The organism is Sphingomonas sp. (genome assembly GCF_042096255.1).
Lineage (GTDB): Bacteria > Pseudomonadota > Alphaproteobacteria > Sphingomonadales > Sphingomonadaceae > Sphingomonas.
Genome location: NZ_JBELLZ010000054.1, coordinates 1 through 23,794 on the forward strand (window position 1 = coordinate 1; position 23,794 = coordinate 23,794).

The 23,794-nt window shown below is 68.5% G+C and carries 15 protein-coding genes, 1 tRNA gene and 1 pseudogene; 10 read left to right on the forward strand and 7 right to left on the reverse strand.

Going from position 1 to position 23,794, the window contains the following annotated elements; all coding sequences use genetic code 11:
• Window positions 1-845, forward strand: an 845-nt coding sequence (locus tag ACFDTH_RS11050) for a glycosyltransferase (protein WP_375287579.1), incomplete at its 5' end; no start/stop codon positions are given.
• A gap of 10 nt (window positions 846-855) precedes the next feature.
• On the opposite strand, the gene ACFDTH_RS11055 is transcribed toward ACFDTH_RS11050, so the two are convergent.
• Window positions 856-2,517, reverse strand: a complete 1,662-nt coding sequence (locus tag ACFDTH_RS11055; RefSeq protein WP_375287580.1) for a glycosyl hydrolase family 28-related protein — start codon at window positions 2,515-2,517, stop codon at window positions 856-858.
• 235 nt (window positions 2,518-2,752) lie between these two features.
• Between ACFDTH_RS11055 and ACFDTH_RS11060 the strand changes: the two genes are divergently transcribed.
• The 5 genes from ACFDTH_RS11060 (at window position 2,753) to ACFDTH_RS11080 (ending at window position 8,597) form a co-directional block, all read left to right on the forward strand.
• Entirely contained in the window at window positions 2,753-4,081 is a 1,329-nt protein-coding gene (locus ACFDTH_RS11060; RefSeq protein ID WP_375287581.1) for an O-antigen ligase family protein, read from the forward strand.
• Window positions 4,082-4,146: 65 nt separating this feature from the next.
• The gene (locus ACFDTH_RS11065) at window positions 4,147-4,836 is read left to right on the forward strand and encodes a polysaccharide biosynthesis/export family protein (RefSeq protein ID WP_375287582.1); all 690 of its coding nucleotides are present in this window, start codon (window positions 4,147-4,149) and stop codon (window positions 4,834-4,836) included.
• 30 nt (window positions 4,837-4,866) lie between these two features.
• Window positions 4,867-7,044 (forward strand): GumC family protein, encoded by a 2,178-nt coding sequence (locus ACFDTH_RS11070; protein WP_375287583.1) that lies wholly within the window; start codon window positions 4,867-4,869, stop codon window positions 7,042-7,044.
• A 6-nt stretch (window positions 7,045-7,050) separates the two neighbouring features.
• Window positions 7,051-8,268, forward strand: a complete 1,218-nt coding sequence (locus ACFDTH_RS11075; RefSeq protein ID WP_375287584.1) for a hypothetical protein — start codon at window positions 7,051-7,053, stop codon at window positions 8,266-8,268.
• Window positions 8,265-8,597, forward strand: coding sequence for a hypothetical protein (locus tag ACFDTH_RS11080; RefSeq protein ID WP_375287585.1), 333 nt, complete (start codon window positions 8,265-8,267; stop codon window positions 8,595-8,597). The genes ACFDTH_RS11075 and ACFDTH_RS11080 overlap by 4 nt, the downstream gene beginning before the upstream one ends.
• Window positions 8,598-8,658: 61 nt before the next feature.
• Here ACFDTH_RS11080 and ACFDTH_RS11085 read toward each other — a convergent pair whose 3' ends face one another.
• Window positions 8,659-13,260 carry an NAD-glutamate dehydrogenase gene (locus tag ACFDTH_RS11085; protein ID WP_375287586.1) on the reverse strand — a complete coding sequence of 1,534 codons (4,602 nt, stop codon included), beginning with the start codon at window positions 13,258-13,260 and terminating at the stop codon, window positions 8,659-8,661.
• A 52-nt stretch (window positions 13,261-13,312) separates the two neighbouring features.
• Window positions 13,313-14,539, reverse strand: coding sequence for a hypothetical protein (locus ACFDTH_RS11090; protein ID WP_375287587.1), 1,227 nt, complete (start codon window positions 14,537-14,539; stop codon window positions 13,313-13,315).
• A 147-nt stretch (window positions 14,540-14,686) separates the two neighbouring features.
• Between ACFDTH_RS11090 and ACFDTH_RS11095 the strand changes: the two genes are divergently transcribed.
• Window positions 14,687-14,762: transfer RNA gene (locus ACFDTH_RS11095), tRNA-Thr, on the forward strand.
• A gap of 648 nt (window positions 14,763-15,410) precedes the next feature.
• Here the strand turns inward: ACFDTH_RS11095 and ACFDTH_RS11100 are convergent.
• From ACFDTH_RS11100 to ACFDTH_RS11115, 4 genes are all read right to left on the reverse strand, one after another.
• On the reverse strand, window positions 15,411-15,866 hold the full coding sequence (locus ACFDTH_RS11100; RefSeq protein ID WP_375287588.1) for an RES family NAD+ phosphorylase: 456 nt from the start codon (window positions 15,864-15,866) through the stop codon (window positions 15,411-15,413).
• Between the two features lie 86 nt (window positions 15,867-15,952).
• Entirely contained in the window at window positions 15,953-16,264 is a 312-nt protein-coding gene (locus tag ACFDTH_RS11105; RefSeq protein WP_375287589.1) for a hypothetical protein, read from the reverse strand.
• A 234-nt stretch (window positions 16,265-16,498) separates the two neighbouring features.
• Entirely contained in the window at window positions 16,499-16,897 is a 399-nt protein-coding gene (locus tag ACFDTH_RS11110; RefSeq protein WP_375287590.1) for a response regulator, read from the reverse strand.
• Between the two features lie 51 nt (window positions 16,898-16,948).
• Window positions 16,949-19,249: an ATP-binding protein gene (locus ACFDTH_RS11115; protein ID WP_375287591.1), complete on the reverse strand. Its 2,301-nt coding sequence runs from the start codon at window positions 19,247-19,249 to the stop codon at window positions 16,949-16,951.
• Window positions 19,250-19,652: 403 nt separating this feature from the next.
• Between ACFDTH_RS11115 and ACFDTH_RS11120 the strand changes: the two genes are divergently transcribed.
• From ACFDTH_RS11120 to ACFDTH_RS11130, 3 genes and pseudogenes are all read left to right on the forward strand, one after another.
• Entirely contained in the window at window positions 19,653-22,382 is a 2,730-nt protein-coding gene (locus tag ACFDTH_RS11120; RefSeq protein ID WP_375287592.1) for a S8 family serine peptidase, read from the forward strand.
• Entirely contained in the window at window positions 22,382-23,425 is a 1,044-nt protein-coding gene (locus ACFDTH_RS11125) for an EAL domain-containing protein (protein WP_375287593.1), read from the forward strand. The genes ACFDTH_RS11120 and ACFDTH_RS11125 overlap by 1 nt, the downstream gene beginning before the upstream one ends.
• A gap of 79 nt (window positions 23,426-23,504) precedes the next feature.
• Window positions 23,505-23,794: pseudogene (locus tag ACFDTH_RS11130) on the forward strand (hypothetical protein); the annotation flags it as partial.

Genomic DNA, 23,794 nt, shown 5'->3' on the forward strand with positions numbered 1-23,794 from the left:
CGTCGTCACCGCACTACGATCTGGTCGGAAGCTGCGTGCTGTTTCGCACTCCGGTCAGCGAAGTCGTGCGCATGGTCGATCAGTTCGGGCAGAGCCGCCTGCGCACCCACCTGTTCTTCGTCGACAACAGCCCCACCCCGCTCGATCTGCCGGCCTTCGATCCGGACCGCGTTTCCGTGCTGCGGCCGGGGCGGAACCTGGGCTATGGCGCAGGCAACAACCGGGCGCTTTACGCATCGGCCGGCTGGTCCCGCCATTTCCTGATCCTCAACACCGATCTCGTCTTCGACGGTGCCGGATTGGACCGGATGGTCGCCTACCTTGATGCCCACCCGGATGTCGCGCTGGCGGCGCCGCGGGTGGTCTATCCGGATGGCCGCCTTCAGACCCTGTGCCGGTTGCTGCCGACGCCCGCCGACCTGCTCGGCCGGCAGTTCCGGCCCGGCGCCGCCGCCACCGAGCGGCGCAATCGGCGCTACGAGTTCCGCGATTGGGGCTACGATCATCCGGCCCAGTTCCCCTTCCTGTCCGGCTGTTTCATGCTCGCTCGGCGGGAGGCCCTGGAGGCGATCGGCGGCTTTGACGAGCGGTTCTTCCTCTATGGCGAGGATGTCGATCTTTCGCGGCGCCTGCATGCACGAGCACGCACAATGTTCGTGCCCGCGATGACGATCATCCATGATTATCGCTCGCGGGTGTCGATGAAGCCGCACCTGCTGCGCCTCATGATCACCAATCTGGCGCGGTACTTCGCCAAATGGGGCTGGCTGATCGATCGGGACCGCGATGCGGTGAACCGGCGGACGATCGAAGAACTGGATCGTCACCGCAACGAGGTCTTTTGACCGCTCTCCGTCAGGCCGCGTTGGGACCGCCGGGAAAGAGCGACGCGTTGGCGAAATCGAGCGCCTGCGCCAAGGCAGGGAACGCCAGCAGGGCCATCCCGCCCAGCCGCAGGGTTGCGCCGCGATCGCTGGTGAGATGCAGCGAGTTCCCCGCGACGGCGGAGGGGACAGGACGGCACAGCCCCACCACCGCATCCCATCGCGCAGACGCCAGCCTGGCGCCGCCGGACATGCCGCGGCTGCCATTGACCTGCACCATCGCTTCACCCGCGGTGGCACGGTAGATCAGCAGCGCCACCAGCCAGTGGTTGGCGGGTATGTCGCGGCCAGGCGGCGGGAACAGCCGATCGCCCGAGCGCAGAGTGACCTCCATCGACCGGGCACTGCCCGGCAGCGCCGCGTCGCCATCAACGATGCGTCCACCCTCGGCGCGCGATCCGGTGAGCCCCGGCGGTCCCGCGCCATCCTGCGCGAAGAGCACCCGATCGGCGAAGGCGAGCGACCGCGACCGCGGCAGCGCCACCTGGTACCACGGCATCTGGAGCGGATCGGCCTGGATTGGAGCCGCGATCGAGCGCGTCCGTCCGGCCACCGTGCCGACCAGCGCCGTGGCAAGTTCGTGCGTCGCGCTGGCGGTAGAATCGCCGTCGAGGCGGAAATCGCTCAGGTCGCAGCCGCGCGTCGCCACGGAGGCGCCGCGCAGGGTCACCCCTCCTACCGGCGTGTTCTCGATCAGGATCGTGGGGGTGACCTGCTCGGCATGCAGGAAGGCCGCGGATGCGTGGCGGACGCCTTCCACATCGACATCCTTGCCTTCGGCCGTCCGCTCGTTCCACTGATCCCGGATTACGATGCCGGGCGCGCGCGATCCGCGGAAGCGGCGAAAGACGTGCACGAAGCCGCTGCCATTCTCGACCACATTCTGTTCGAGGACGATCTGGCCGCTGCCGTCCACCGGACTGTCGACGTAGAGCATCGCCTTGGAAAAGGCGCTCAGCCAGCTTCGACGCAGGACGATGCACCCGCCGTGCATCGGATCCGCTCCCTGCTCCGAGCCGCCGGTGGTGACGTGGATGTGATAGTCGGCCTGGGTGAACTGGCACTGATCGATTTGGAGGTCGATGGACCCGAACCGCCGCTCGATGCAGCGCTCCGCGCCCGAGAAGCCGCAGCGGGCGAAGTGGGTGCCGCCGGAATATTCGGCGTTATCGACATATTCCGCGCCACCTGCCGAGAACAGCACCCGCGACTTTCCCTCGCCGCGAAAGCCCAGGTCCGTGATCGACACCGGCGCGATCTCGCCATTGCGGTACAATGCGGTGACGGCGGGGGTGTCGGCGGATGCGGGCACAAGGATGCTGCTGCTCGCACCCGCCCCGCAAAGCTGCACCGCGCGGGACGTCAGCGTCAGCGCCACGCGGAAGCGGCCCGGAGGAAAGTAGAGCCGCCCACCCCGCTCATCGGCCAGCGCGTCATAGGCGCGCTGGACCGCGGCGCGATCGTCGGTCCGGCCGTCGCCGACGGCGCCGAAGTCGCGCACCGACACGGCATTCGCCGACGGCGCAGCGGGCGGTGAAGCAGGCATGCCGATCGTACGGAGCGCCTGGGCAATGGACGCCGATGCGACCACCGCCCCGCCGCCGCCCAGCATCGCGCGCCGGCTGACCGTCATGCCGGAACCGCGCGCGGATGCCCGTGCACGACGAGCGGGATGGCAGTGCCGCGGGAAGCCAGCAGGTCCATGGGCGCGGCGTGTACGAACCGCCGCGGGGCTTGGCCAGCCTCTCGGGCCAGGTTCCGCCCCGCGGATCGATCGTGTAGGCGCGGGGACCATGCCCGGTTCCCGCGCCTACCATCGATTGCCGTCCTGGTCATTTCGCCCGGACCTGTCCTCCGTTCTGCTGGCCATGCTGCTGATCGTGCTGTGGCTGGCGGGCGGAGCGTCCCGGCCGGACGTGCTGGGCCAGCCGGTGGTGCGCGGCGCGACCGTGGCGCTCCTGATCATCGCCGTGCTGATGGGCGAACGCCCGGTGCTCGGTCACCTCCGACCCGTCGCCTGGCTCCTTGCCGCGGCGATCGGGCTGGCGCTGATCCAGCAGGTGCCACTGCCGCCTTCCCTGTGGCCGTCCTTGCCCGGGCACGCCGACTTCCTGCCCGCCGCGACACTGAGCGGGCAGCCGCAACCCTGGAGGCCGCTGGCGATCGTTCCTGGGGCGGCGCTCAACGCCACATTCGCGCTGATCGTGCCCCTCGCGACGTTCGTCTTCATGGCGGGCCTCGACTCCAGGGGGCGCCGGTTGCTGCCCGGGTTCCTCCTCGGCTGCATCGCCGCATCGATGCTGGTCGGACTGCTTCAGGTCTCGGGTGCCCGCTTCGACAATCCGCTCATCAACGAGACGATCGGATACGTCGGCGGGACCTTTGCGAACCGGAACCACTTCGCGCTCTACCTAGCGCTCGGTTGCCTGGCCGCTCCGGTGTGGGCGGTACGGGCGAGCCGGGGAACCCGGTGGCGCTACCTCCTTGCGGCCGGTCTGGTGCTGCTGTTCGCGCTGGTGATCCTGGCGAGCGGCTCGCGCGCGGGCACCGTGCTGGGCGCACTTGGCATTGCGCTCGGTATCTCGATCGTGGCCGGAGAGGTCCGGCGCAGCCTCAAGCGCCAGCCGACGTGGCTTGCGCCGGCGCTGGCCGCAGGGGCGGTGGCACTCCTGCTGATCTTCGTGGTGGCCAGCATCGTCGCCGATCGCGCGGTCTCGGTGGATCGCGCCCTGGCCGTCGACATCGAAGGCGACATGCGCAGCCGGGCGCTCCCGACCGTGCTGGCGATGGTGATCGAGTATTTTCCCTTTGGGTCGGGCCTGGGCGGGTTCGATCCGATCTTCCGCATGCACGAGCCGTTCGCGTTGCTGAAGCCGACCTACTTCAACCATGCGCATAACGACTGGCTGGAGGTGGTGCTGGACGCCGGCTTGCCCGGACTGGCGCTACTCGCCGCGGCGGTGGGATGGTGGCTGTGGGCGAGCGTTGGGGCGTGGCGGAGCGGCAAGCTCATACCCAGGCTGGGATCGAGCATGCTGTTCCTGATCATGCTGGCCAGCGCCTTCGACTATCCGGCACGTACGCCGATGATGATGGCGGTCGTGGTGATTGCCGCATCCTGGCTCGCCGAGGTGCGGGAGCGGCAGCCTGCCCAACGCCGGGGCGCGGCTTTACCCTCAACGGGGCAGCATCTATAGCGACGCCTCAGTCTCCTTCAAGAATGCGGGACCCATTCAAGCACATGCGTAAAATCTGTGGCGCCATGATGATCGCCGCCGCATTATCCGGTTGCGGCGGGAGGCCGCGGCTCGAATCGACCGCGCGCCTCACTGTGGTGCGCGACGAGGCAACTCTGCCTCCACCCAATCGCACCGATCTGACCGCTGCCGATCGTCCTTCGCTGATCGGTCCGCTGGATACGATTCAAATCGATGTCTTCAATGTTCCCGAGCTGAGCCGCGAGATGCAGGTCGATGCCAGCGGACGCATCTCCATGCCGCTGGTCGGGACCATAGACGCACGCGGCAAGGCGGCCGAAGAATTGGCTCGGCTGATCGAGGCCGCTCTCCGGGGGCGGTACGTCCGCAACCCGGAAGTGACCATCAACATCAAGAGTTCGGTCAGTCAGGTCGTCACCATTGATGGTCAGGTCGTCGAGCCCGGACTCTACCCCGTCACCAACCAGATGACGCTGATGCGTGCGGTCGCTTCAGCCAAGGGCCTGTCCGAGTTCGCCCGTGCCGACGATATCGTCATCCTGCGCACCGTTGACGGTCGCAAGATGGCAGGCCTGTACAATATGGACGCGATCCGCCGTGGCGCTTATGCCGACCCGGCCATCTATGCCAATGACGTGATCGTCGTAGGCGACTCGCCGCAACGTCGCCTGTTCCGTGATTTCGTGTCCCTGTCTCCGCTCCTGGCGGCGCCGCTCATCGCGTTTCTGCAGTAAAGCCGCACAATGAACCTGACCACTTCTCCGATGCGCGCCAGACTTGCCATACCCGCGTCATCCGGAAACCCCGCCGATCTCGGAGGGGAACCGGTTCCGGCGCTGCGTCAACACCTGCGCATCGCGCTGCGCTGGCGTTACCTGATCCTCGGCATGACGATCGGCTGTTTGTTGCTTGGTCTCGTCGCAACCCTGTTGATGACGCCCAAGTATACCGCGACCGCAACAATCGAGATCTCACGCGAGTCCGATAACGTCAGCAATTTCCAGGGAGTGGAGCGCGACGCCAGCATCGCCGATCAGGAATTCTACCAGACGCAATACGGGCTGCTCCAGTCACGAAGCCTGTCCGAGCGGGTCGCGGCCCAGCTTCGCCTGATCGATGATCCGAAGTTCTTCGAGATGTTCGGCGTTACGGATAGCCAACCGGCGCTCCAGCAGACGAACGGCCGGTTCCCCGCGTCCGGACGCACCGTGCGCCAGCGGCTGGCGGGCGAAATCCTCCGCAAGCGCCTCGCGGTCGATCCCACGCGCTTGTCCCGGCTGGTTGACCTCAACTTCACCAGCCCAAGCGCGGAATTCTCCGCGAAGGTCGCCAACGCCTGGGCTGAAAACTTCATTCAGACGAACCTGGAGCGGAAGATACAGGCAACGTCGTACGGACGTGACCTGCTTCAGCGCCAGCTCGCCGAATACAAGGAGCGTCTGGACGAATCGCAGCGCCAGCTTGTCGGCTATGCGTCGGCACAGGGCATCATCAACCTGCCTTCGCAGTCCGGCGCCGATGGTCGCGCGGGATCGGAGCGCTCGATCGTGGCGGATGATCTCGCCACGTTGAACACGGCATTGTCGCAAGCGACGGCGGATCGCATTCAGGCGCAGGCGCGGTTCGAACAGGCCGGGCGTGCCGGTGCCTCGACCGAGGCGCTGCGCAACCAAGCGATCAACAGCTTGCGTCAGCGCCGGGCGGAGCTCGCCGCTGAATATCGACAGCTGATGGTGCGCTTTGAACCCGGCTACCCCGCGGCGCAGGCGATCCAGTCCCAGGTCGATGAGCTCGACCGATCGATCGCGCGTGAGGAAGGTCGGGTTTCCGGTTCGTTGCAGGCGGACTTCCGAGAAGCGGTAGAGCGGGAACGTGCATTGAAGGCGAAGGTCGGACAGCTGAAGTCCAGCTATCTGGATCTCCGTCGCCGCTCGATTCAGTACAATATCTACCAGCAGGAAGTGGACACCAACCGGGCCCTCTATGACGGTCTGCTCCAGCGCTACAAGGAGATCGGCGTTGCCGGCGGCGTCGGCGTAAACAACATCTCGATCGTCGATCCCGCGGATGTGCCGCAGCGCCCGTCCAGCCCGCGTATTCTGCTGAACCTTGCGATCTCGCTTCTCGCGGGTCTCGCGCTGGGCAGCATTCTCGCCTATGCTTTCGAGCAGGTTGACGAGGCGATCGCGGACCCGACCGAGATCGAGCGGCGCGTCGGTCTGCCGCTGCTGGGATCGGTTCCCAAGGTGCGTGACCGCACGCCGATGGATGCGCTCAAGGATCGCAAGTCCGATCTGGTCGACGCCTATCTGGCGGTGCAGGCGAACCTCGCCTTCACGACAGAGCAGGGTGTGCCGCGCTCGCTGGCGGTGACATCGACACGACCTGCCGAAGGCAAGTCCACGACTGCTCTTGCGCTCGCCACCACCCTTGCGCGCGCGCACCGGCGGGTGATCCTGGTCGACGGCGACATGCGCTCCCCTTCGGTCCACCATCTCGGCGGTGTCGATCATGATCGCGGGCTCAGCACCTTCCTGTCCGGCCAGGACGACCTGGAGACGCTGACCTTCGAGATGCCCGATCTGGGCTTCACCGCGATGTCGGCGGGCCCGATCCCACCCAATGCGGCCGAGCTCCTCACCGGCAATCGCCTGTCAACCTTGATCGAGCGCCTTCTGCAGACCTACGACCACGTCGTGATCGATTCGCCGCCGGTGATGGGGCTCGCCGATGCGCCCCTGATCGCGAGCCGCGTCGATGGCGTGATCTATGCCGTTGAATCGCACGGCATTCGCTCCACCCTGGTGAAGACCGCGCTGAACCGTCTCGCCAGCGCGCATGCGCGGGTGATCGGCGGGGTGCTGACCAAGTTCGAGTCGCGCAAGGCGCATCACGGCCACGGCTATGAATATGGCTATGGCTATGGTCGCGACGCCGCCTGACGGCCCATGGCGCAAAAGGGCCTCCTTGCGCGGCGCCGTCCTGCTGAATGGGTGATCCGGCTTGGGCTGGCGGTGCTGCTGGCGGCGATCGGCTACGCCGGCGTGCGCCACGCGCTCGCCCTGACGGCACGGCGGAACAATCCGGCGCAGGCGCATGGTCTGGCGCCGCATGATGGGCGGATCACGGCGTTGCTGGCTGAGAGGCGCTTCGTCGAAGGCCAAGACGCCTCCTCCCAGGCCGCGGCCACCCGGCTCGCCCGCCGCGCCCTGCATCAAGATCCGACGGCGGTAGAGGCAGTCGCGACGCTCGGCCTACAGGCGCAGGTTCGGGGACGGACGAAGGAGGCAAGGCGCCTCTTCGCCTATGCGCAAACCCTATCGCGGCGCGAGATCCAGACGCAGCTCTGGGCGATCGAGGATGCCGTCGCCCGGAACGACATACCGGCCGCGCTGCGCCACTACGACATAGCGCTCACGACGTCGAAGGGGGCGCCGGACATCCTGTTTCCCGTGCTGACCGGCGCCTTGTCCGAGCCGACCGTGCGACGGTCGCTCGTCCCGATCCTAGCCCGCAGGCCGGTCTGGGCGTCCGGCTTTATCGCGCATGCCGCGGGCAGTACCTCCGATCCGCTCAGCGTCGCGGCGCTGTTGCAGGCTCTGGCAAGGGCGCGGGTTCCGCTTTCTGCCACTGCGCAGACCGGCGTCGTGAATAATCTCATCCTCGGCGGGCGCATCGACGAGGGCTGGCGCTATTATGCGTCGCTGCGACCCAACGCCGATCGTCGTCGATCCCGTGACGCGGACTTCTCCGCAAATCTGGAGACGCCCTCGGTCCTCGACTGGATACCGGTGGATGACGCCGGCATCGCCGTGTCCGCGCGGGACGGCGTCGCCGACTTTGGTGTGCCGCCGACATCTGGAGGCGTTCTGTTGAGGCAGATACAATTGCTGCCGCCAGGGACCTACCGGCTGGAAGGGCGTAGCCGTGGTATCGAGCAGGCGCCGCGAGCGCTCCCTTATTGGGTGCTTTCCTGCCGCGACGGTCGAGAGTTCGGCCGGGTGGTGGTTCCGAACTCGGCGATCGCGAAGGGCGTGTTCCATGGTCGCCTGACGGTACCGCGGGGCTGCCCGATGCAGACGCTGGCGCTGGTTGCCCGTCCGTCGGACGAGATCACCGGCGTCACCGGCCAGATCGATCACGTGCGGCTGGCGCCGACTGAGTGAAGGAGCCGAGCATCATGGGCGGATCATTGGCAAGACTCGTCATCGCGGGGATCACCGGGGTCGCCATGCCCACCAGTGGGTACGGACAGATCGCCAAGCCCGGCACGATCGCAGAGCGCGGCAACGGAACGGTCGGCGAGCGTCAAACCGGCAACGAAACCTCAATCGACACCGCACCGCTCAAACGGATCGAGAGCCGGATCGCCAACCGGGTGCAGAACCGCCTCCGCAATCGCATCGATCGCTACTACGATCCGAAGGCCAATGCGGCGTCGCCGTTCGAGGTGGCCGGAGACCAGGCACGGACCGCCGGCACGTCGCCGCGCTGACCCGCATCGGCCCGAGCGGCGCGCCGCGCTCGCCCTTTCGGTTGAACGCGGACCGGGCTCCCTACCGTCCCAGCAGAACCCGCGCCTGACCCGCGATCTGTGCCAGCATCGGCGCGCTCGGCGCCGGCGCGCGACGGGCACGGTCGATCACCGCCCGGAATTGCGCCACCCGCGGCGCCTGCGCCTCCAGCCAAGCGTCCACCCGCTCCTGCGAGGCATGGCGCCCCTCGCGGCCGAGGAAGTCGAGCCGCAGCTGCTGGAAATCGCGGGCGAGGCCGGCAATCAGCAGCCGCTCCCATGGGTCGCTCGGCGCCAGCCGCGCCGCGCTCGCCTGCGCCCAGTCGAGCCCCAGCGCCTGGCCCAAGCGGGTGAACGCGCGGGTCAGCGCGAACACGTCGATCCGCTCGCGCTCGCCGAGATCGGCGAGGCCGACCGCGCCGTCGAGCTCGAACAAGCGGACGACACGCGCCACCAACGCGGGCGGAGCGCCCGCCGCCGACAGCGTCTCGGTGATGCGGGCGCTCTGCGCGCGCGCTTCCTCCAGCAGCAGGTCGGGCGTCTGGCGGTCGAGCGCGGCGATCGCGTCGCCGATCCGCTTGAGCACCGCGGCCGGGCCGGTGCCTGGCGCAGTGACGCGCAGCAGGTCCGCTATCTGCGCGCGGACGGCGACCGCCACCTCCTCGAACAGCGCCAGCCGCGCCTCCTCCGGCATCGGCTGCGTCTCGATGTCGCGCCACAGGCCCGGCAAGTCGAACAGCCGCTCCACCACCACGAACATCGCGGCAATGTCGGCCAGCGCGGCGCCCTCCTCCTCGGCGAGCTCGTACGGGTGGAGGATGCCCAGCCGGTTGACGATGCGGTTGGCGAGCTTGGTGGCCACGATCTGGCCACGCAACTGGTGCCGGTCGATCGCCTTGCCGAAGCGCGCCTGCATCTCGGCCGGGAAGGCGGCGCGCAGGTCCGGCAGCATCGCATCGTCGGTGGCGAGCGGCGCGTCCTCGATCGCGTCCTGAAGCGCGAGCTTGGCAGTGGCGAGCAGCACCGCCAGTTCGGGCCGGGTCAGCCCGCCGCCCTCGACACCGCGGCGCAGCAGCTCCTCGTTGCCGGCCAGCCCCTCGACCCGGCGGTCGAGCCGGCCCGCCGTCTCGAAGATCTCGATCGCGCGAACATAGCCGGGCACCGCCGGCGCGCCGTCGCGCTCGGCGATCGACAGCGCCAGCGTCTGGAGCCGGTTGTCCTCCAGCACCAGCCGCGCGACCTCGTCGGTCATCGCGCCGAGCAGCGCGTTGCGGTCGTCGGACGAGAGGCGGCGATCGGTGACCTCGGCGTTGAGCGCGATCTTGATGTTCACCTCATTGTCCGAACAGTCGACGCCCGCCGAATTGTCGATCGCATCGGTGTTGATCCGCCCGCCGCGCTCGGCAAAGGCGATCCGCCCCGCCTGGGTGACGCCAAGGTTGGCGCCCTCGCCCACCGCGATGGCGCGCAGGTCCTCCGCATCGACGCGCAGGCGATCGTTGGCGGGATCGCCGACGGTGGCGTTGTTCTCGGCGCGCGCCTTTACATAGGTGCCGATGCCGCCGAACCAGATCAGGTCCACCGGCGCCTTCAGGATCGCCGAGATCAGCGCTGCCGGCTCCAGTTCCTCCGCGTCGATGCCCAGCCGTTCGCGCACCTGCGGCGAGAGCGGCACGATCTTGGCCGAGCGCGGCCAGACGCCGCCGCCCTCGGAGATCAGCGCGGGATCATAGTCCGCCCAGCTCGATCGCGGCAGCGCGAACAGGCGCGCGCGTTCCGCCCAGCCGCGCGAGGCATCGGGGTTCGGGTCGAGGAAGATGTGGCGGTGGTCGAAGGCGGCGGCGAGCTCGATGGTCTGCGACAGCAGCATGCCGTTGCCGAACACGTCGCCCGACATATCGCCGCAGCCCACCACGCTGACCGGCTCGGTCTGCACGTCGCGCCCGCGCTCGGCGAAGTGGCGCTGGACGCTGATCCACGCGCCCTTGGCGGTGATGCCCATCGCCTTGTGGTCGTATCCCTGGCTGCCGCCGCTGGCGAAGGCGTCGCCCAGCCAGAAGTCGCGCTCGATCGCCAGCGCATTGGCAACGTCGCTGAACGTCGCGGTGCCCTTGTCGGCGGCGACGACGAAATAGGGGTCATCGCCGTCCGGCACGCGCACGCCTTGGGGATGGACGACCTTGCCGCCGACGATGTTGTCGGTGATCGACAGCAGCGCGCGGATGAAGATGCGGTAGGACTCGGTGCCTTCCGCCAGCCAGGCGTCGCGGTTCGCGGGGCTGGGCAGTTGCTTGGGATAGAAGCCGCCTTTCGCGCCCGTCGGCACGATCACCGCATTCTTCACCCTCTGCGCCTTCATCAGGCCCAGGATCTCGGTGCGGAAGTCGTCGCGCCGGTCCGACCAGCGCAGCCCGCCGCGCGCGACCGGGCCAGCACGCAGGTGCACGCCCTCGATCCGCGCCGAATAGACCCACACCTCGCGCCACGGCAGCGGCTTGGGCAGGCCGGGGATGCGGGCACTGTCCAGCTTGAAGGCCAGCGCCTCCCGCCCGGCGGGTGCGAAGGCGTTGGTGCGCAGCGTCGCGCCGATCACGGCATGATAGGCGCGCAGGATGCGATCGTCGTCCACCGCCGAGATCGCGTCGAGCGCCGCCTCGATCCGGGCATCCGCGTCGGCCGCGGCCTTGGGGTCCGCGGCGGGGCCGTGCGCGGCCTCGAACCGGCTGACCAGCGCGCTCGCCACCTCCGGCGCACGGCGGAACGTATCCACCACCGCGTTCATGCCATAGGTCAGCCCGGCCTGACGCAGGTAGCGGAACCAGGCGCGCAGCAGCATCACCGATGCCGGCGACAGGCCCAGTGCGACGATCAGCCCGTTGAACGCGTCGTTCTCGGCACCGCCCTGGAGCACGGCGGTGATCGCCGCCTCCAGCACCGCCGCATCGATCTCGCCCGCCCGCGCGGACGCCTCCACCTCGAACCGGTGGAGATAGGCGATCTGCTCGCCGCGCACCGCCGTGGGAATCTCGCTGATCACGCGGAAACCGAAATTCTCCAGCACGGGCACCACGTCCGACAGCGCCAGCGGCGCCGCCAGTCGGTAGATCTTGAACTGGAGCGGCTCGCCCGCACGCGGCGGGAACAGCCGCACCGATCGGGCATCGGGCCCATCGAGCGCGGCGATGCGGCGGATGTCCTCGGCCGCCTCCTCGGGCGGATTGGCGTTGCGATATCCGATCGGGAAGGCATTCGCCCAGGTCAGCGCCAGCCGCGCCGCACGCTGGCCGGGGATCGCCTCGGCCAGCGCCGCCTCGACGCTGGGTGCCCAGCCGCGCACCATACGCTCCAGCCGCCGGTCGAGCGACGCGATATCGACCTCGCCGGTCATCCCGCGCGTGTCGATCACGTAGCGGATCAGCGCCACGTCGCCGTCCTCCAGCGCGATCGACCAGCTGAGCACCGCCCCGGTCGCCGCCTCGGACAGCATGTCGCCGATCGCCACGCGCCGTGCCGTGGTCAGCTCCTCGCGCGGCAGCCAGACGAAAGCGAACAGGTGGCGCCTGAGCGGCGAGCGGACCACCGCCAGCTTGGGCCGCGGCCGGTCCGCCAGCGACATGGCGGTGAGCACCAGCGCCTCCAGCGCATCGCTGTCGAACGCAGTCGCCAGGTCATGCGGCAGCGACGCCATGGCATGGGTCAGCGCCTTGCCGGTATGCCCGTGGGGATCGAAGCCGAATTTCTCCTGGAAAGCGGCCAGCCGCTGGCGCAGCACCGGCACCTCCTCGGGCGCCTCGTTGAGCGCGGCGCTGGTCCACAGCCCGGCATGAACGGAAAGGCCCAAGATCGACTCGCCGTCCACCTTGGGCACGATCACGATGTCCAGCGGCACCGCGCGGTGCACGGCGGAAATCAGGTTGGATTTGAGCAGCAAAGGCGCCCGCCCCCCCTCCTCAAACCAGCGCACCGCCGCTTCCAACGATCCCCGCGCAAGGATCGGCACCGCATGCTCGTTGCGCGCGATGCCCAGCCGCTCCTGTACCGCCCCAACACGGTCAGTGGTGAAATGGCCGAGCAGCGTGAACTTGCGATCCAAGAACCAGGTCAGCAGCCCGGCGCCCTCGGTCGCGCCCAGCGCCGCGGCGTCTGCCGCCATCGCGTCCTGGAGCCGCGGCCAGTCGCCGGTCGCGGCACGGACATCGATCAGGCTCGCCTCGATCTGCTGAAGCAGTTCGCGCCGTTCGCGCGCATCGACGCGCTCGGCCTCGATGTAGATCAGCGATTCGCGATGCCCCTCGTCGCCGATCGCCGCCAGCTCGCCGGTAACCGAGCGCGAGACCCGCGCGACCGGGTGGATGATCCGGTCGATGGCGACATTGTTGGCCGACAGCGTTGCCGCGATCGAATCGACCAGGAAGGGCATGTCGTCATTGACGATGGCGAGCCGCACGCGGCGGCGCCCCTCGGCACTGGCCAGCGGCTCCAGCGCCAGCGCAACCGTGCCGGGCTGCCGCCGGTCTGCCGTTGCCAGCAGGAAGGCGGTCGCCTCCCGCTGTTCCGCCTCTCCGAACCCCTCCAGCTCCGCCGGAAGCGCGCCCTTGGTCAGCCGAACGGCGAGCGCGTCCAGCAGCTTCGTGTGCTTCGCCATGCCGGCGGCCCTACGCCCGCCCGCAGGCGCCCTCAAGCCCCGCCTTCGGGCGTTACTGGGTCAATGCCCGGGCGGCCGCGAGCACGACGCGACTGTCCTCCGTCGCGCCGACGATCTCAAGCCGACCATCGGCGGTGCCCCGCGCCACCAGCACCACGACGCTGCCCGCCGCGTGCGAACCAGGCAGCGCCACCTCGGCGATGGTCTCGCGCTGCGCCACCGCCGCAACCGGACGCAGCGGACGCTTCCGCCCATCGGCGCGGCGCGCGCGCTCGGCCGCCACGATGCCCTTGATGCCGCCTTCGGCGCCGCGCAGGTGATCCGCAAGCCCGCCAGCTCGAATGCCCGACCGTGCCGCATGTCCCAGCACCGCCGCGAACTCGGCCAGCCGCGTCTTATCGTAGTGCGATCCGAAGACGAGCTTGACGATCGGCGTCAGGGGCGCACGCGCCTGGGCCGCGATACCGGCATCCTCGAGCAGTTCGGCCAGACCCTGCGCGTCCGCGCTGGCGGCAATCGCGAAATCATGGGCCCGCCCGAGCGCCTCGTACAGCGCGGCGCGGCTGCGCAGATCCGCGTTTGCCGCCGCCGCCGCACAGTCGCGAGCAACCGCGAGGTGATCGGCGAGGCCCTCCGGCGCCTGTTCCTCCAGACTGGGGCCATCCGCCCACACTGGCGCGCTGGGCGCCGTCGCGTGCGGCGCGCTGCGCACCGCCGCCTCAAGCTCGGCTGCCAGCCGGACCTGCGTTTGCGGGTCGGCCACTTCCTTCCAGTTGATCACGCCATAGATGAAATCGATCGATTCGTCGTTGGACGAGAAGGGCATCAGGATGCCGCGATACAGGGTGGTCGACCCGCGGGTGCCCACGAACTCCGCCTCGAACCCGATCGGCGCGCGATTGGCGATGATCTGGAGGTAGTGATCGGTCAGCCGCGACAACAGCGAGCGCGCCGGCACCTCGGCGACGTGCGTCACGCTATGGCCGATGCCGCATTCCTCGCGCAGTGCCCGGCCGATATAGGGGATGGACGGATCGTCCACACCTTGCGTGAAGTCCAGCAGCACGCTGTTGGGCCCGAAATCCGCGATGCCGGCGGGATCGAGATCCTCGATCGACGGGTAAGCTCGCCCCTTCAACAACGACACCCAATGGTTGTACGCGCGCACGTGCATGCGCCGCTCGTCGCCGCCCAGCGCCAGCCCGGCGTCGGTGATGCCGCTGTCGCCGGTGCCGTGCTGGTCGTGCCGATGCTCGCCGATGCTGCGCGCGATGTTCATGCCTGTCCCCGGGCGAGATGCCGTTCCGCATCCTTGTGCGCCCCCCGTGGTAAACGCCGCGTAAAGCCCCGGTCCGCAAGCGCCGCTTGCCAACAGTCGGACGCCCTGATAAGCGCCCCGCCTCGAAAGCGCGCCCCGGGGCGCGAGGCCGCCTTAGCTCAGCTGGTAGAGCATCGCATTCGTAATGCGGGGGTCACAGGTTCGAGTCCTGTAGGCGGCACCATCTCAACGCTCTGATCTCGCTGGACTTTCTGGCTGGTCGCGCGTCGCGCGGTCGCCAGATCGATGATCTTGGTATCGCGCTGGTATCGCAGGTGCACATCGGTGTGGCGACCGACGTCGGCCCAGAACGCTTCCATCCCGTTGACGGGCGTCAGCACCAGCCGCGCCGCGCCGGCGGTCGGGTCTAAGACACGCTGGCCCATTGTACTGCCGGACCTGTGGAGAGGTCGAGCCACGGTGCGAGCGTGGGGCAGATCGGGACGATCGAGCGCCGCTTCTTCGTCTGCTGCCGCCCTGGGGGCATTGAAGTAGATGCGCCCGTCGCGAACTGCACGTCCTTGTCGAGTTCGAGCACCGCCTCGACCCCCGCGTTCGTGCTCAACATCATCGAACACGTGGATGTGGTGGCGATCCTCGCGCGACCACACCGCCTCGAGCAGCGCCGCGACCTGCTCGACCGTGTAGACAAGGTCGGGCGGCTCGCTTTTCTTGTCATTCGGACGTCGGGCACGAAGGGCGCGGAGGCGATCATGTTGTGCTTCCAAGCCCAATTCAGCGGCTGCCGGACCGCTGCGATGTCACGCGAGACCGTGGCTCGGGCACTCCGGGAAGGAAGTCTGGTACGGACGCCTCCTGTCTGGCGGTTACGTCAGTTCCGGTCGCGTCCAGTCAGCACCGCCTCGGGATCGAGCAGCGTCAACGCGGCGCCGCTGCCTTCCTGTCCGGCCTCATGCCAGCGCCACAAAACGAGGTTGCGACCGCCGCGAAGCTGCGCAGACGGAACGACCGCCCCCGCTGCGCCGGCGGCGATCAGCTCGAGCGCCAGCGTCCAGGCTGGCGGTGTGACCCTCTGGACGGCATAGAGGTCTCGCCAAAGGCATCCGGCAATCGCAGGATCGGCACCGGTGAGATCCGCAACGGCGTCCGCCTCGACATCAAAGGCGACCAGCGTGCCCGGCCGGACGATGTCCTGGTGCATTTCGGCAATGGCCGTGTTGTAGTCCGCCGACAGGTAGAGCGCCGGCGTGCCCACCGGATTCCAGCGCCCACCCGTGCGATGCGATCCGCTCTCGAACGGCCGGTGTTGCCAGCGGATGCCGAGCATACGCCAGAAGCGCCCGGTGAGTGGTGCGAGACGGTGATCAGTCATGGCAGGAGACTAGGCGCGCCAGCGCGGTACCGTTGCCGCCGTCAGGAGTAGGCACCCTGTTCCATCCCCTCAAGCGCCCAGAGCACGGCATCGCCGTGCCCCTCCTCGACCAGCTGCTCGGCAGTCTTCCCGAAGCCGGTGATTGGCTGGTGCTTGAACCAGATGATCGCTTTGCCTTCATCGCCTGACAGGTCGGCGGCGCGTGCGATGATCCGCGCGATCTCGCCGAGCTTAGTCTGCACCGCCGGGCTCTCCGGCTTGGCCGTCATGGTGTTGCGGTTGACGTGCGCGATCTTGGCCAGACGGGACATGGGCAGGCGCAGACGCTCCGCCAACCGCCGCGGTGCGATCATGTCGCGGTCCCGAATGTCGTCCAGAAAAGCGGCAAGCATGGGTGCACTCCTTGCCAAGGATATGCACAAAGGGCGCGCAACTTCAAGGTAGCGAGCCGGCAAGTGATCGATGCCCCAGCCCGCCCCCCAGGCCAGGCTCGCCGCCATCGCGCAGGTTTTCGCGAAGCTGTCGCCCCGAAGACGGCGACCGCGCCCTTGCTGGCCGAGGCATTGCCGTCGAACCGGAAAATGGTCCTATGCCGCGCAGCTTGAGTCGTTGCGGCGGCCGGCCCCCACCATGACCCGGCCCATAGCCGTGAAGAGCTGCTTCATGGCAACCGGCTTCAGGATCACGTCGTCGGCCCCCGCACCCAGGCAAGACTCACGCAAGTCCGCTGCCGTGTCGGCGGTGACGACGATGATCGGCACCCCGGCCTTTGCGTCGGCCCGCGCCCGGATGCGCGAGATCGCGGTGAGGCCATCCATGCCGGGCATGCGCAGGTCAACGAGCAGCAGGTCGAACGCGCCGCCATCGACCGCGGCAAGCCCGGCGGCGCCGTCCTCCGCCTCGGCCATCTCGGCGCCGACGACCTGGAGCATGTCGCGCACCACCCGCCGGTTCATGGCGTCGTCTTCGATGAATAGCACGCGCATGCCTGGCCTCGCTTGTTGATCGACCGCTACCGTTGAAGCACAAACAAATACTTACGCCGCCACGGGGATGGCAGCGTCCGTCCGGCGGAGCACTTCCTCAATGGCGGCGGGCAGGTGCAGCGGCGGAAATTGGCGCGCGACCGCGCCGTCCGCGCCGGCGTCCGCCCCGGGCGCGCCCAGCACGACGATGCGCGCATGCGGCGCCGTGCGACGGGCTTCCTCCACCATCGCCCGGTCCGCGCCGTCGGGCAGCAGGACAAGCGCGGCAGCGCCTTGCGCCTCATCGACCGTGTCGATCACCTCCACACGGAACGCATCCCCCAGGCAGGCCTCGATCATGCTCGCGAACAACGGGTTGGGCTCGACCACGAGGATCCGCACAGGCTGCGGGCCGGGCGACGCGTCCGCCGTCGCCGCCGAAGCCGCAAGGCGGAGCGGCAGCGACAGCGTGAAGACGCTCCCCTCGCCGGCTGCACTTTCCACCGTGATCTCGCCGCCGAGCGCCGCCGCGAGCCTGGACGAGATGGCCAGCCCCAGCCCGGTGCCGCCGAACCGGCGCGAGGTGCTGCCATCCGCCTGGCGGAACGCCTCGAAGATTGCCTCGTGCTGGTCGGCATGGATGCCGATGCCGGTGTCCTTCACACAAATGAGCAGCCGCTCGCCTTGCGTCGAGACCCGCAGCGCCACGCACCCGGCCGGCGTGAACTTCACCGCGTTGGACAGGAGATTGAAACCGATCTGGCGCAGCTTGCGCTCGTCCTCCTCGATCAGCGCCGGGGCGTCGGCAAGATCGACGTTAAAGTCCAGCCCCTTGGCGAACGCCGCAGGGCGCCACAGTTCCGCCACGTCGCGCATCAGTGCCGGAAGCGCCACGACCGTGCGATCGACCTGCACCTCGCCGCGCTCGATCTGCGACATGTCCAGGATGTCGTCGACAATCGCCTTCATGGTGTTGCCGGCGCTGTCGATCAGGCGCACCTGATCCTGCACCTCGGCCTCCAGCGCGCGGCGGCGCAGCAGCAGCTGCGTCATGCCGAGAATGCCGTTGAGCGGCGTCCTGATCTCGTGGCTGGTGGTGGCCAGGAACTCGGACTTGGCCTTGAGCGCCTTGTCGAGCGCGGCGTTGCTGGTCGCGAGCTGGCGGTTGGCGACGCGGGTCTCGTTGCGGCTGCGGCGCACCCACAGGAAGGCGGCGGTGGCGATCGCCAGCAGCAGCAGCGTACCGGCGAGCAGCAGCCATTGCTGCCGCGCCCGCGCGCGTTCGATAGCGACGTCGCGTTCCAGCTGCCCTTCGCGCAGCCGAGCGATGCGCAGTTCCTGGCTCGAGAAGTCGAACTGAGCGGCGGCGAGCGCCGCGTTGGTGGAGGAGCGAATCTCGCGCGCCTCGTCATCCAGTCGCTTGAGCGCCTGCAGGTGCTGCAGCGCCAGCTCCGGCTGGCCGGCGCGGCGATAGGCGTCCACCGCGCTGGCATGGAAGTCGCGGAAGTAGATCGGCGTCTGGTCCAGCTTGGCGCCGGCAAAGGTGCGCCCCAACAGCGCCACGCTCCGCGTTACATCGCCTCGGGCGAGCGCGATCTGCGCCTTCACGCCCCAGAGGAACGGCGCCCATTCGCGTACCGACGGGTCGGCGGCGACCCGCAGGCCCTGGTCAGCGTAGCGCTGCGCCTCACCCGTTCGCCCCCGCAGCAGGGACACGGCGGCCAGGTTGTTGAGCGCGCGCGCCTCCAGCACCGGGCTGCCCAGCTGCCGCGCGAGCGCCAGCGCCTTGCGAAACGAGGCGTCCGCGCGCGGCAGGTCCTTCAACTCGCGATAGGCGGTGCCGAGATTGTTGGCGGCGGCCTGCGCCAAGGCGGCGTCACCAGGATGCACCTCGGCCGCCTGCGCATAATAGCGCAGCACGTTGCGCTGATCACCGGCGTCGCCGTAGATCGAGCCGATGTTCTGAAGCGCGATCGCCTCGGACCGGGTCTCCCCCAGGCGATGGAAGATGCCATGCGCCTGGCGGAACAGACCAAAGGCGTGCTTCACGTCGCCGCGGTCCAGCGCGATCGCACCCTGGGTCATCAGAATGTCACCATGAAGCTTGCCGCCGGGCTGGAGCCGCCGCGCGGCCGCAAGCGCGCGGGCGCTCAACGGCGCCGCCCGGTCCAGATCGCCCAGGCGACCCCAAGCCTCGGCCTCCAGCCAGTCGGCGCGGGCACGCTCCAGCGGCGCCCCTCCCTCCGCTGCGCGAGCGAGTTCGGCACGCGCGGCGTTCACCAGCCGGATCACCTGGCGTGGATCGACCAGCATCGCCTCTCGCGCGCGGTCGAGCGTCGACGACCGGGCCGCCACGGCGGGGAGCGCCAGCATCAACAGCAGCGCAAACAATGCTGATCGACCCAGCTGCGACCGGTGACTCAGGCTCATCGGCACGGCTTGGCCGATCTTGCTTAAGATGTGCTTTCAGAAACACTTACTTACAGAGGCCTGCACCGCATTAAGCATGCTGCTGAGCAATTGCGTCAGCTTTGATCCGCCATGGCATGCTCACTGAGAACAGGGGCAAGATGTGCGCGTTTCGATGAAGGCGGGTCGCTGGTTGGCGGCAAGCGGGATGGCATTGGCCTCGTCGATGCCTGCGGCAGTGTGCGCCCAGACGGTCGCTCCGTCGTCTTTTCCACCTTCCCTGCCGGCTTCGGCGCCGGCAGTCGCCGCAACTGCCGAGGGGCCGCTTCGTCCGCTCGCGCAGGAGGTCGATCCGTTCGCCGCGGACGTGCGCGCTTTCTGGGGCGAGGTGAACCCATTCTACGGGAAAGTGCGCGCGTTCTGGGGGGATGTGGACCCGTTCTACGGCAAGGTCCGCGCCTTCTGGGGCGACCTTGACCCCACGCTGCTCGTCAACGCCGATGACGGCCCGCGCTATGCCAAGATCGGACCATTCTGGAGTCGCCTGGGACGTCAGTGGACCCGGATTGCCGATGTCTGGTCCACTGCCGGCGAGTATGGCCGGGAGTCGGCCCGCGACTACCGCTGGGTAAGCGGCCAGCTCTCCGAGATGTTCAAGACCGCGCGGGCGACCTGGAAGAGTTCGGTCCTGGAGCAGACCGATGCGTCCACCTTCGAGGAAGGGTTTCGCGATCCATTCCTGGCGCGATACGGCGTGTCGCTCGACGATCCGGCGTCGCTGGCGCAGCTGGACGCGGCCATGCAGTCGCGCTTCTTCATCGAGCTGTACGACGGGCTGATGGCCTTCTCCGGCACCGATCACGTTGACTGGTGGATGCGGACGATCAACTGGACGCCGGCGATCACCCAGACGATGGGCTCGGGCGCCGGGTCCACCCTGGGCCTGGTTGACGACTACAACGTCAACAGCATCGACGTGATCGTCAAGGTCGAGGACCTCACCAAGAAGGGCGGGTCGCCGGGCGGGCATGGCGAGGGCGTGCTGAGCCTGGTCGTAGCCGCGCACGACGGCAAGGGCGTGATGGGCATCGCACCGGGCGCTAAAGTTGTCGCCTACAACCCGTTCACCAATGGCGGCGCCAACTGGTCCGACGTATCGGACGGGATCCAGGCCGTCGCCAAGAAGGGCGCCACGGTTATCAACCTGTCGCTGGGCGCGCCGGGCGCGGCGCTGTCGCCGGAATGGCAGAAGATCTTCACCAAGTCGGAGATCAATACCCACAAGGACAAGACCCTCTACATCATCGCCGCGGGAAACGACGGCGTCAGCCAGACCGGCATCGTCGATATGAAGGGCGCGCTGGATACCACCTTCATCGTCGTCGGCTCGGTGGGCCCCGGCGGCATCTCGGACTTCTCGAACCGGCCGGGCACCGCCTGCCTCACCGATGGCGGCACTGAGTGCAAGGGCAGCAGCTCGCTCAAGGAGAGCGGCTATCTGATGAACCGTTTCATCGTCGCACCGGGCGAACTGATCCTGGTGTCGGACGGCAAGGGCGGGCTGGTGCGCCAGTCGGGCACGTCGCTCGCCGCACCGCTGGTCGCGGGCGCGGTGGCGCTGATCCAGGATCGCTGGCCGTGGATGCGCGAAAAGCCGCGCGACATCGCCATGGTTATCCTGGGTTCCGCCAAGGACCTGGGCGCGCCGGGCATCGACCCGGTTTATGGCGTCGGCCTGCTCGACATCGAGGGGGCGATGTCGCCGCTCGATTTCAGCAAGCTGAAATATTATCTCACCAGCAACGACGGCAAATCCCAGAATGAGCTGCCGGTCGCGACTTTGCGCCGTGGCGGCATCCAGGCGAGCTGGGCGACCAACGATATGTACTTCACCGCGTTCGAGAAGCTCGATCAGGTGGAACGGGATTTCCTGATCCCGCTGTCGGCGCGCCTGTACGGCCAGACTCGCAACAAGGAATATTTCCAGAGCTTCGTCTACGATCGGATGGTCAGCTGGCTCGGCGGCACGGCCGACTTCGCCGCGGACCGGGTTGGCTTCGTCGATGGCGCCCGCGGCGGCACGGTGGAAGCGGGCGGCGGCTGGACGATGCGGATGAGCGGGCGCGTGATCGGCGGCTATTCAGGGGACGCGCAGGTCCGCCGCCCGCTGCTGCGCTCCACCGTCAGCATGGCCTCACCGTCGGGCAAGCTAGGCTTCAACTTCGGCAGCGGCGACGGCGCGGTGGCGCTGGGCGGCGGGGCGGACCTGTCGCTCGCCTCGGACTTCGACCCCTATAGCGGCGGCGCCAATCCTCTGCTCGGCTTCGCCAGCGGCGGCGCGCACATGGCGGCGGTGGTCGCCCTGACGCCGGCGCTGTCGGTTCGCGCCGGCGTCACGCAGCAGCGGCGTGCGCTGGGCTACGACATCGCCGACGGCCTGGTGGTCGGCGACCCTGATGCCCCCCGCCCGCGTGACCGCTATCGCAGCAGCGCCGCGTCCGTGCACCTCGACTATCGCCCGGCGGCATGGATGCGGCTGTCCGCCTCTGTCACCAGCCTGCGCGAGCCGAACGCCTTCCTCGGCGTGCGCCCGATCGTCGGCAACGACCTCGCGGGCGGCACCACGACGCATGGACTGACCATGGGCGCGCATGCCGCGCTGGGCAGCGGCCTCACGCTGTTCGGCACCGGCACCGCCGCGCGCGGCAGCTCGCCCGATCAAGCCGCTTCGCTGCGTCTGTCGGACGAAGGCGTTTTCGGCGCCTCCTTCCAGGCCGGCGTCGCCAAGCAGGGACTGCTCGGGGGGCAGGACGCCCTGCGTCTCACGCTCGCGCAGCCGCTGCGCTTCACCGGCGGCGCGATCGAGCTGACCGAGCTTCAGGTGATCGATCGCCAGACCGGCGAGACGGGCATGGTCACCCGGCGGTTCGACGTCGGCGGCACCCAGCCGCGCCGGCTGGTTGCCGAGGGTCACTACAGTGCGCCGTTCCTGGCCGGGCGCGGCCGGATCGGCCTCTTCGGCCGCGGCGAGCTGCGCGATCGCGATGTCGGCACGCCTCGGCTGATGCTCGGCAGCCAGGTGCAGTTCGGCTTCTGATGGTCGCGGCGGTCCGCCTGGGCATGCGCGCCGGCCTCGGCCTGCTCGCCCTGACGGTGGCCGCCATCGAGCTGGGCCTGGTGGACCTCGTGCGCACGTCGTTGCCCCCGCTGCGCTGGCAACTGGACGAGCTTCTGCTGATCGCCGGTGCGCTGTGCTTCGCCGGGTTCACCGCTCGCCATGCGAAACGGCACCGTATGGCTGTGCCCGGCCTCGACGACGCGACCCTGGTCACCGACCTGCGCGCCGCGATCGCCGGCAACGCGCTGGAGGTTCACTACCAACCCAAGATGGACGCCCGGACCAACCGGATCGTCAGCCTGGAAGCGCTGGTCCGCTGGAATCACCCGCTGCTGGGCGCGATCTCGCCGGGACGCTTCGTGCCGCTGGCGGAAGCGAGCGGCGACATGCCGGCGCTGACTATGCGCGTCCTCGCCCACGCCTGTCGCGATGCCGCCTTCTTCCGCGCGAACGCGTTCGACCAGACCGTCTTCGTCAACATTTCGGCGCTGCTGGTCAGCGACGATGCCTTCACCACCGCCATCATCGAAGCCATCGCCACGTCACAGGCCAACATCGGTATCGAGGTCACCGAGACGGCGGTGATCGACGCCCCCGAGCGCGCGCTCGCGAACCTCCGTCGCCTCGCCGACGCGGGCCTGCCGATCGCGATCGACGACTACGGCGTCGGCCTGTCCTCGCTCACCTACCTGCGCCAGATGCCGGCGAGCGAGCTTAAGATCGACATGAGCTTCATCCGCGATCTGACCAACAGCCACCGCGATCCGCTGATCGTCCGCTCCACTGTCGACCTCGCCCATGGGCTCGGCATGAAGGTGACGGCCGAGGGGGTGGACAAACCCGAGACGCTCGCTTTGCTGCGGATCATGGGGTGCGACTATATCCAAGGCTACCAGATCGCCCCGGCACTCAGCCGAGATGCCGCTCTCTCCTTCATGCAGAACGACGGGGCCGCAGACGACGAACTTCCCGAGTTCGCGGCGGCACTGCTTCGCTTGAAAGGGAGCCGGGCAGCACCTTGAAAGGCTTGAGAAAGCGGCCGTCGCCGGAACGGGCAGTCGAGCTGCGCCTGACATCGGCTTGCACGACTGCGTTGACGGGGTGCAGACCCGGGCCGCCGACCTTGCCTCCGTCACGGACCAGAGCGGCAGCCATGCCGACGCCTCCGGCCCCGGATCGGCGGCGACCAGCGTGATCGCGCATATCGGCGTGATCGTCTGGCAGGTCGACGACGCTCCCACCTACGACCTCGCGGTGTTCCGCAGCCTGCATGCCGGCCTGCGCCACTGGATCGAGATCACCGCCGCTTCAAACAGGGCTTTCGACGACCGCATTGTCCTGCCTGCTGACGCTCTATTGCTCCAACCAGCCCGGCATCGTCGCGCGCGTGT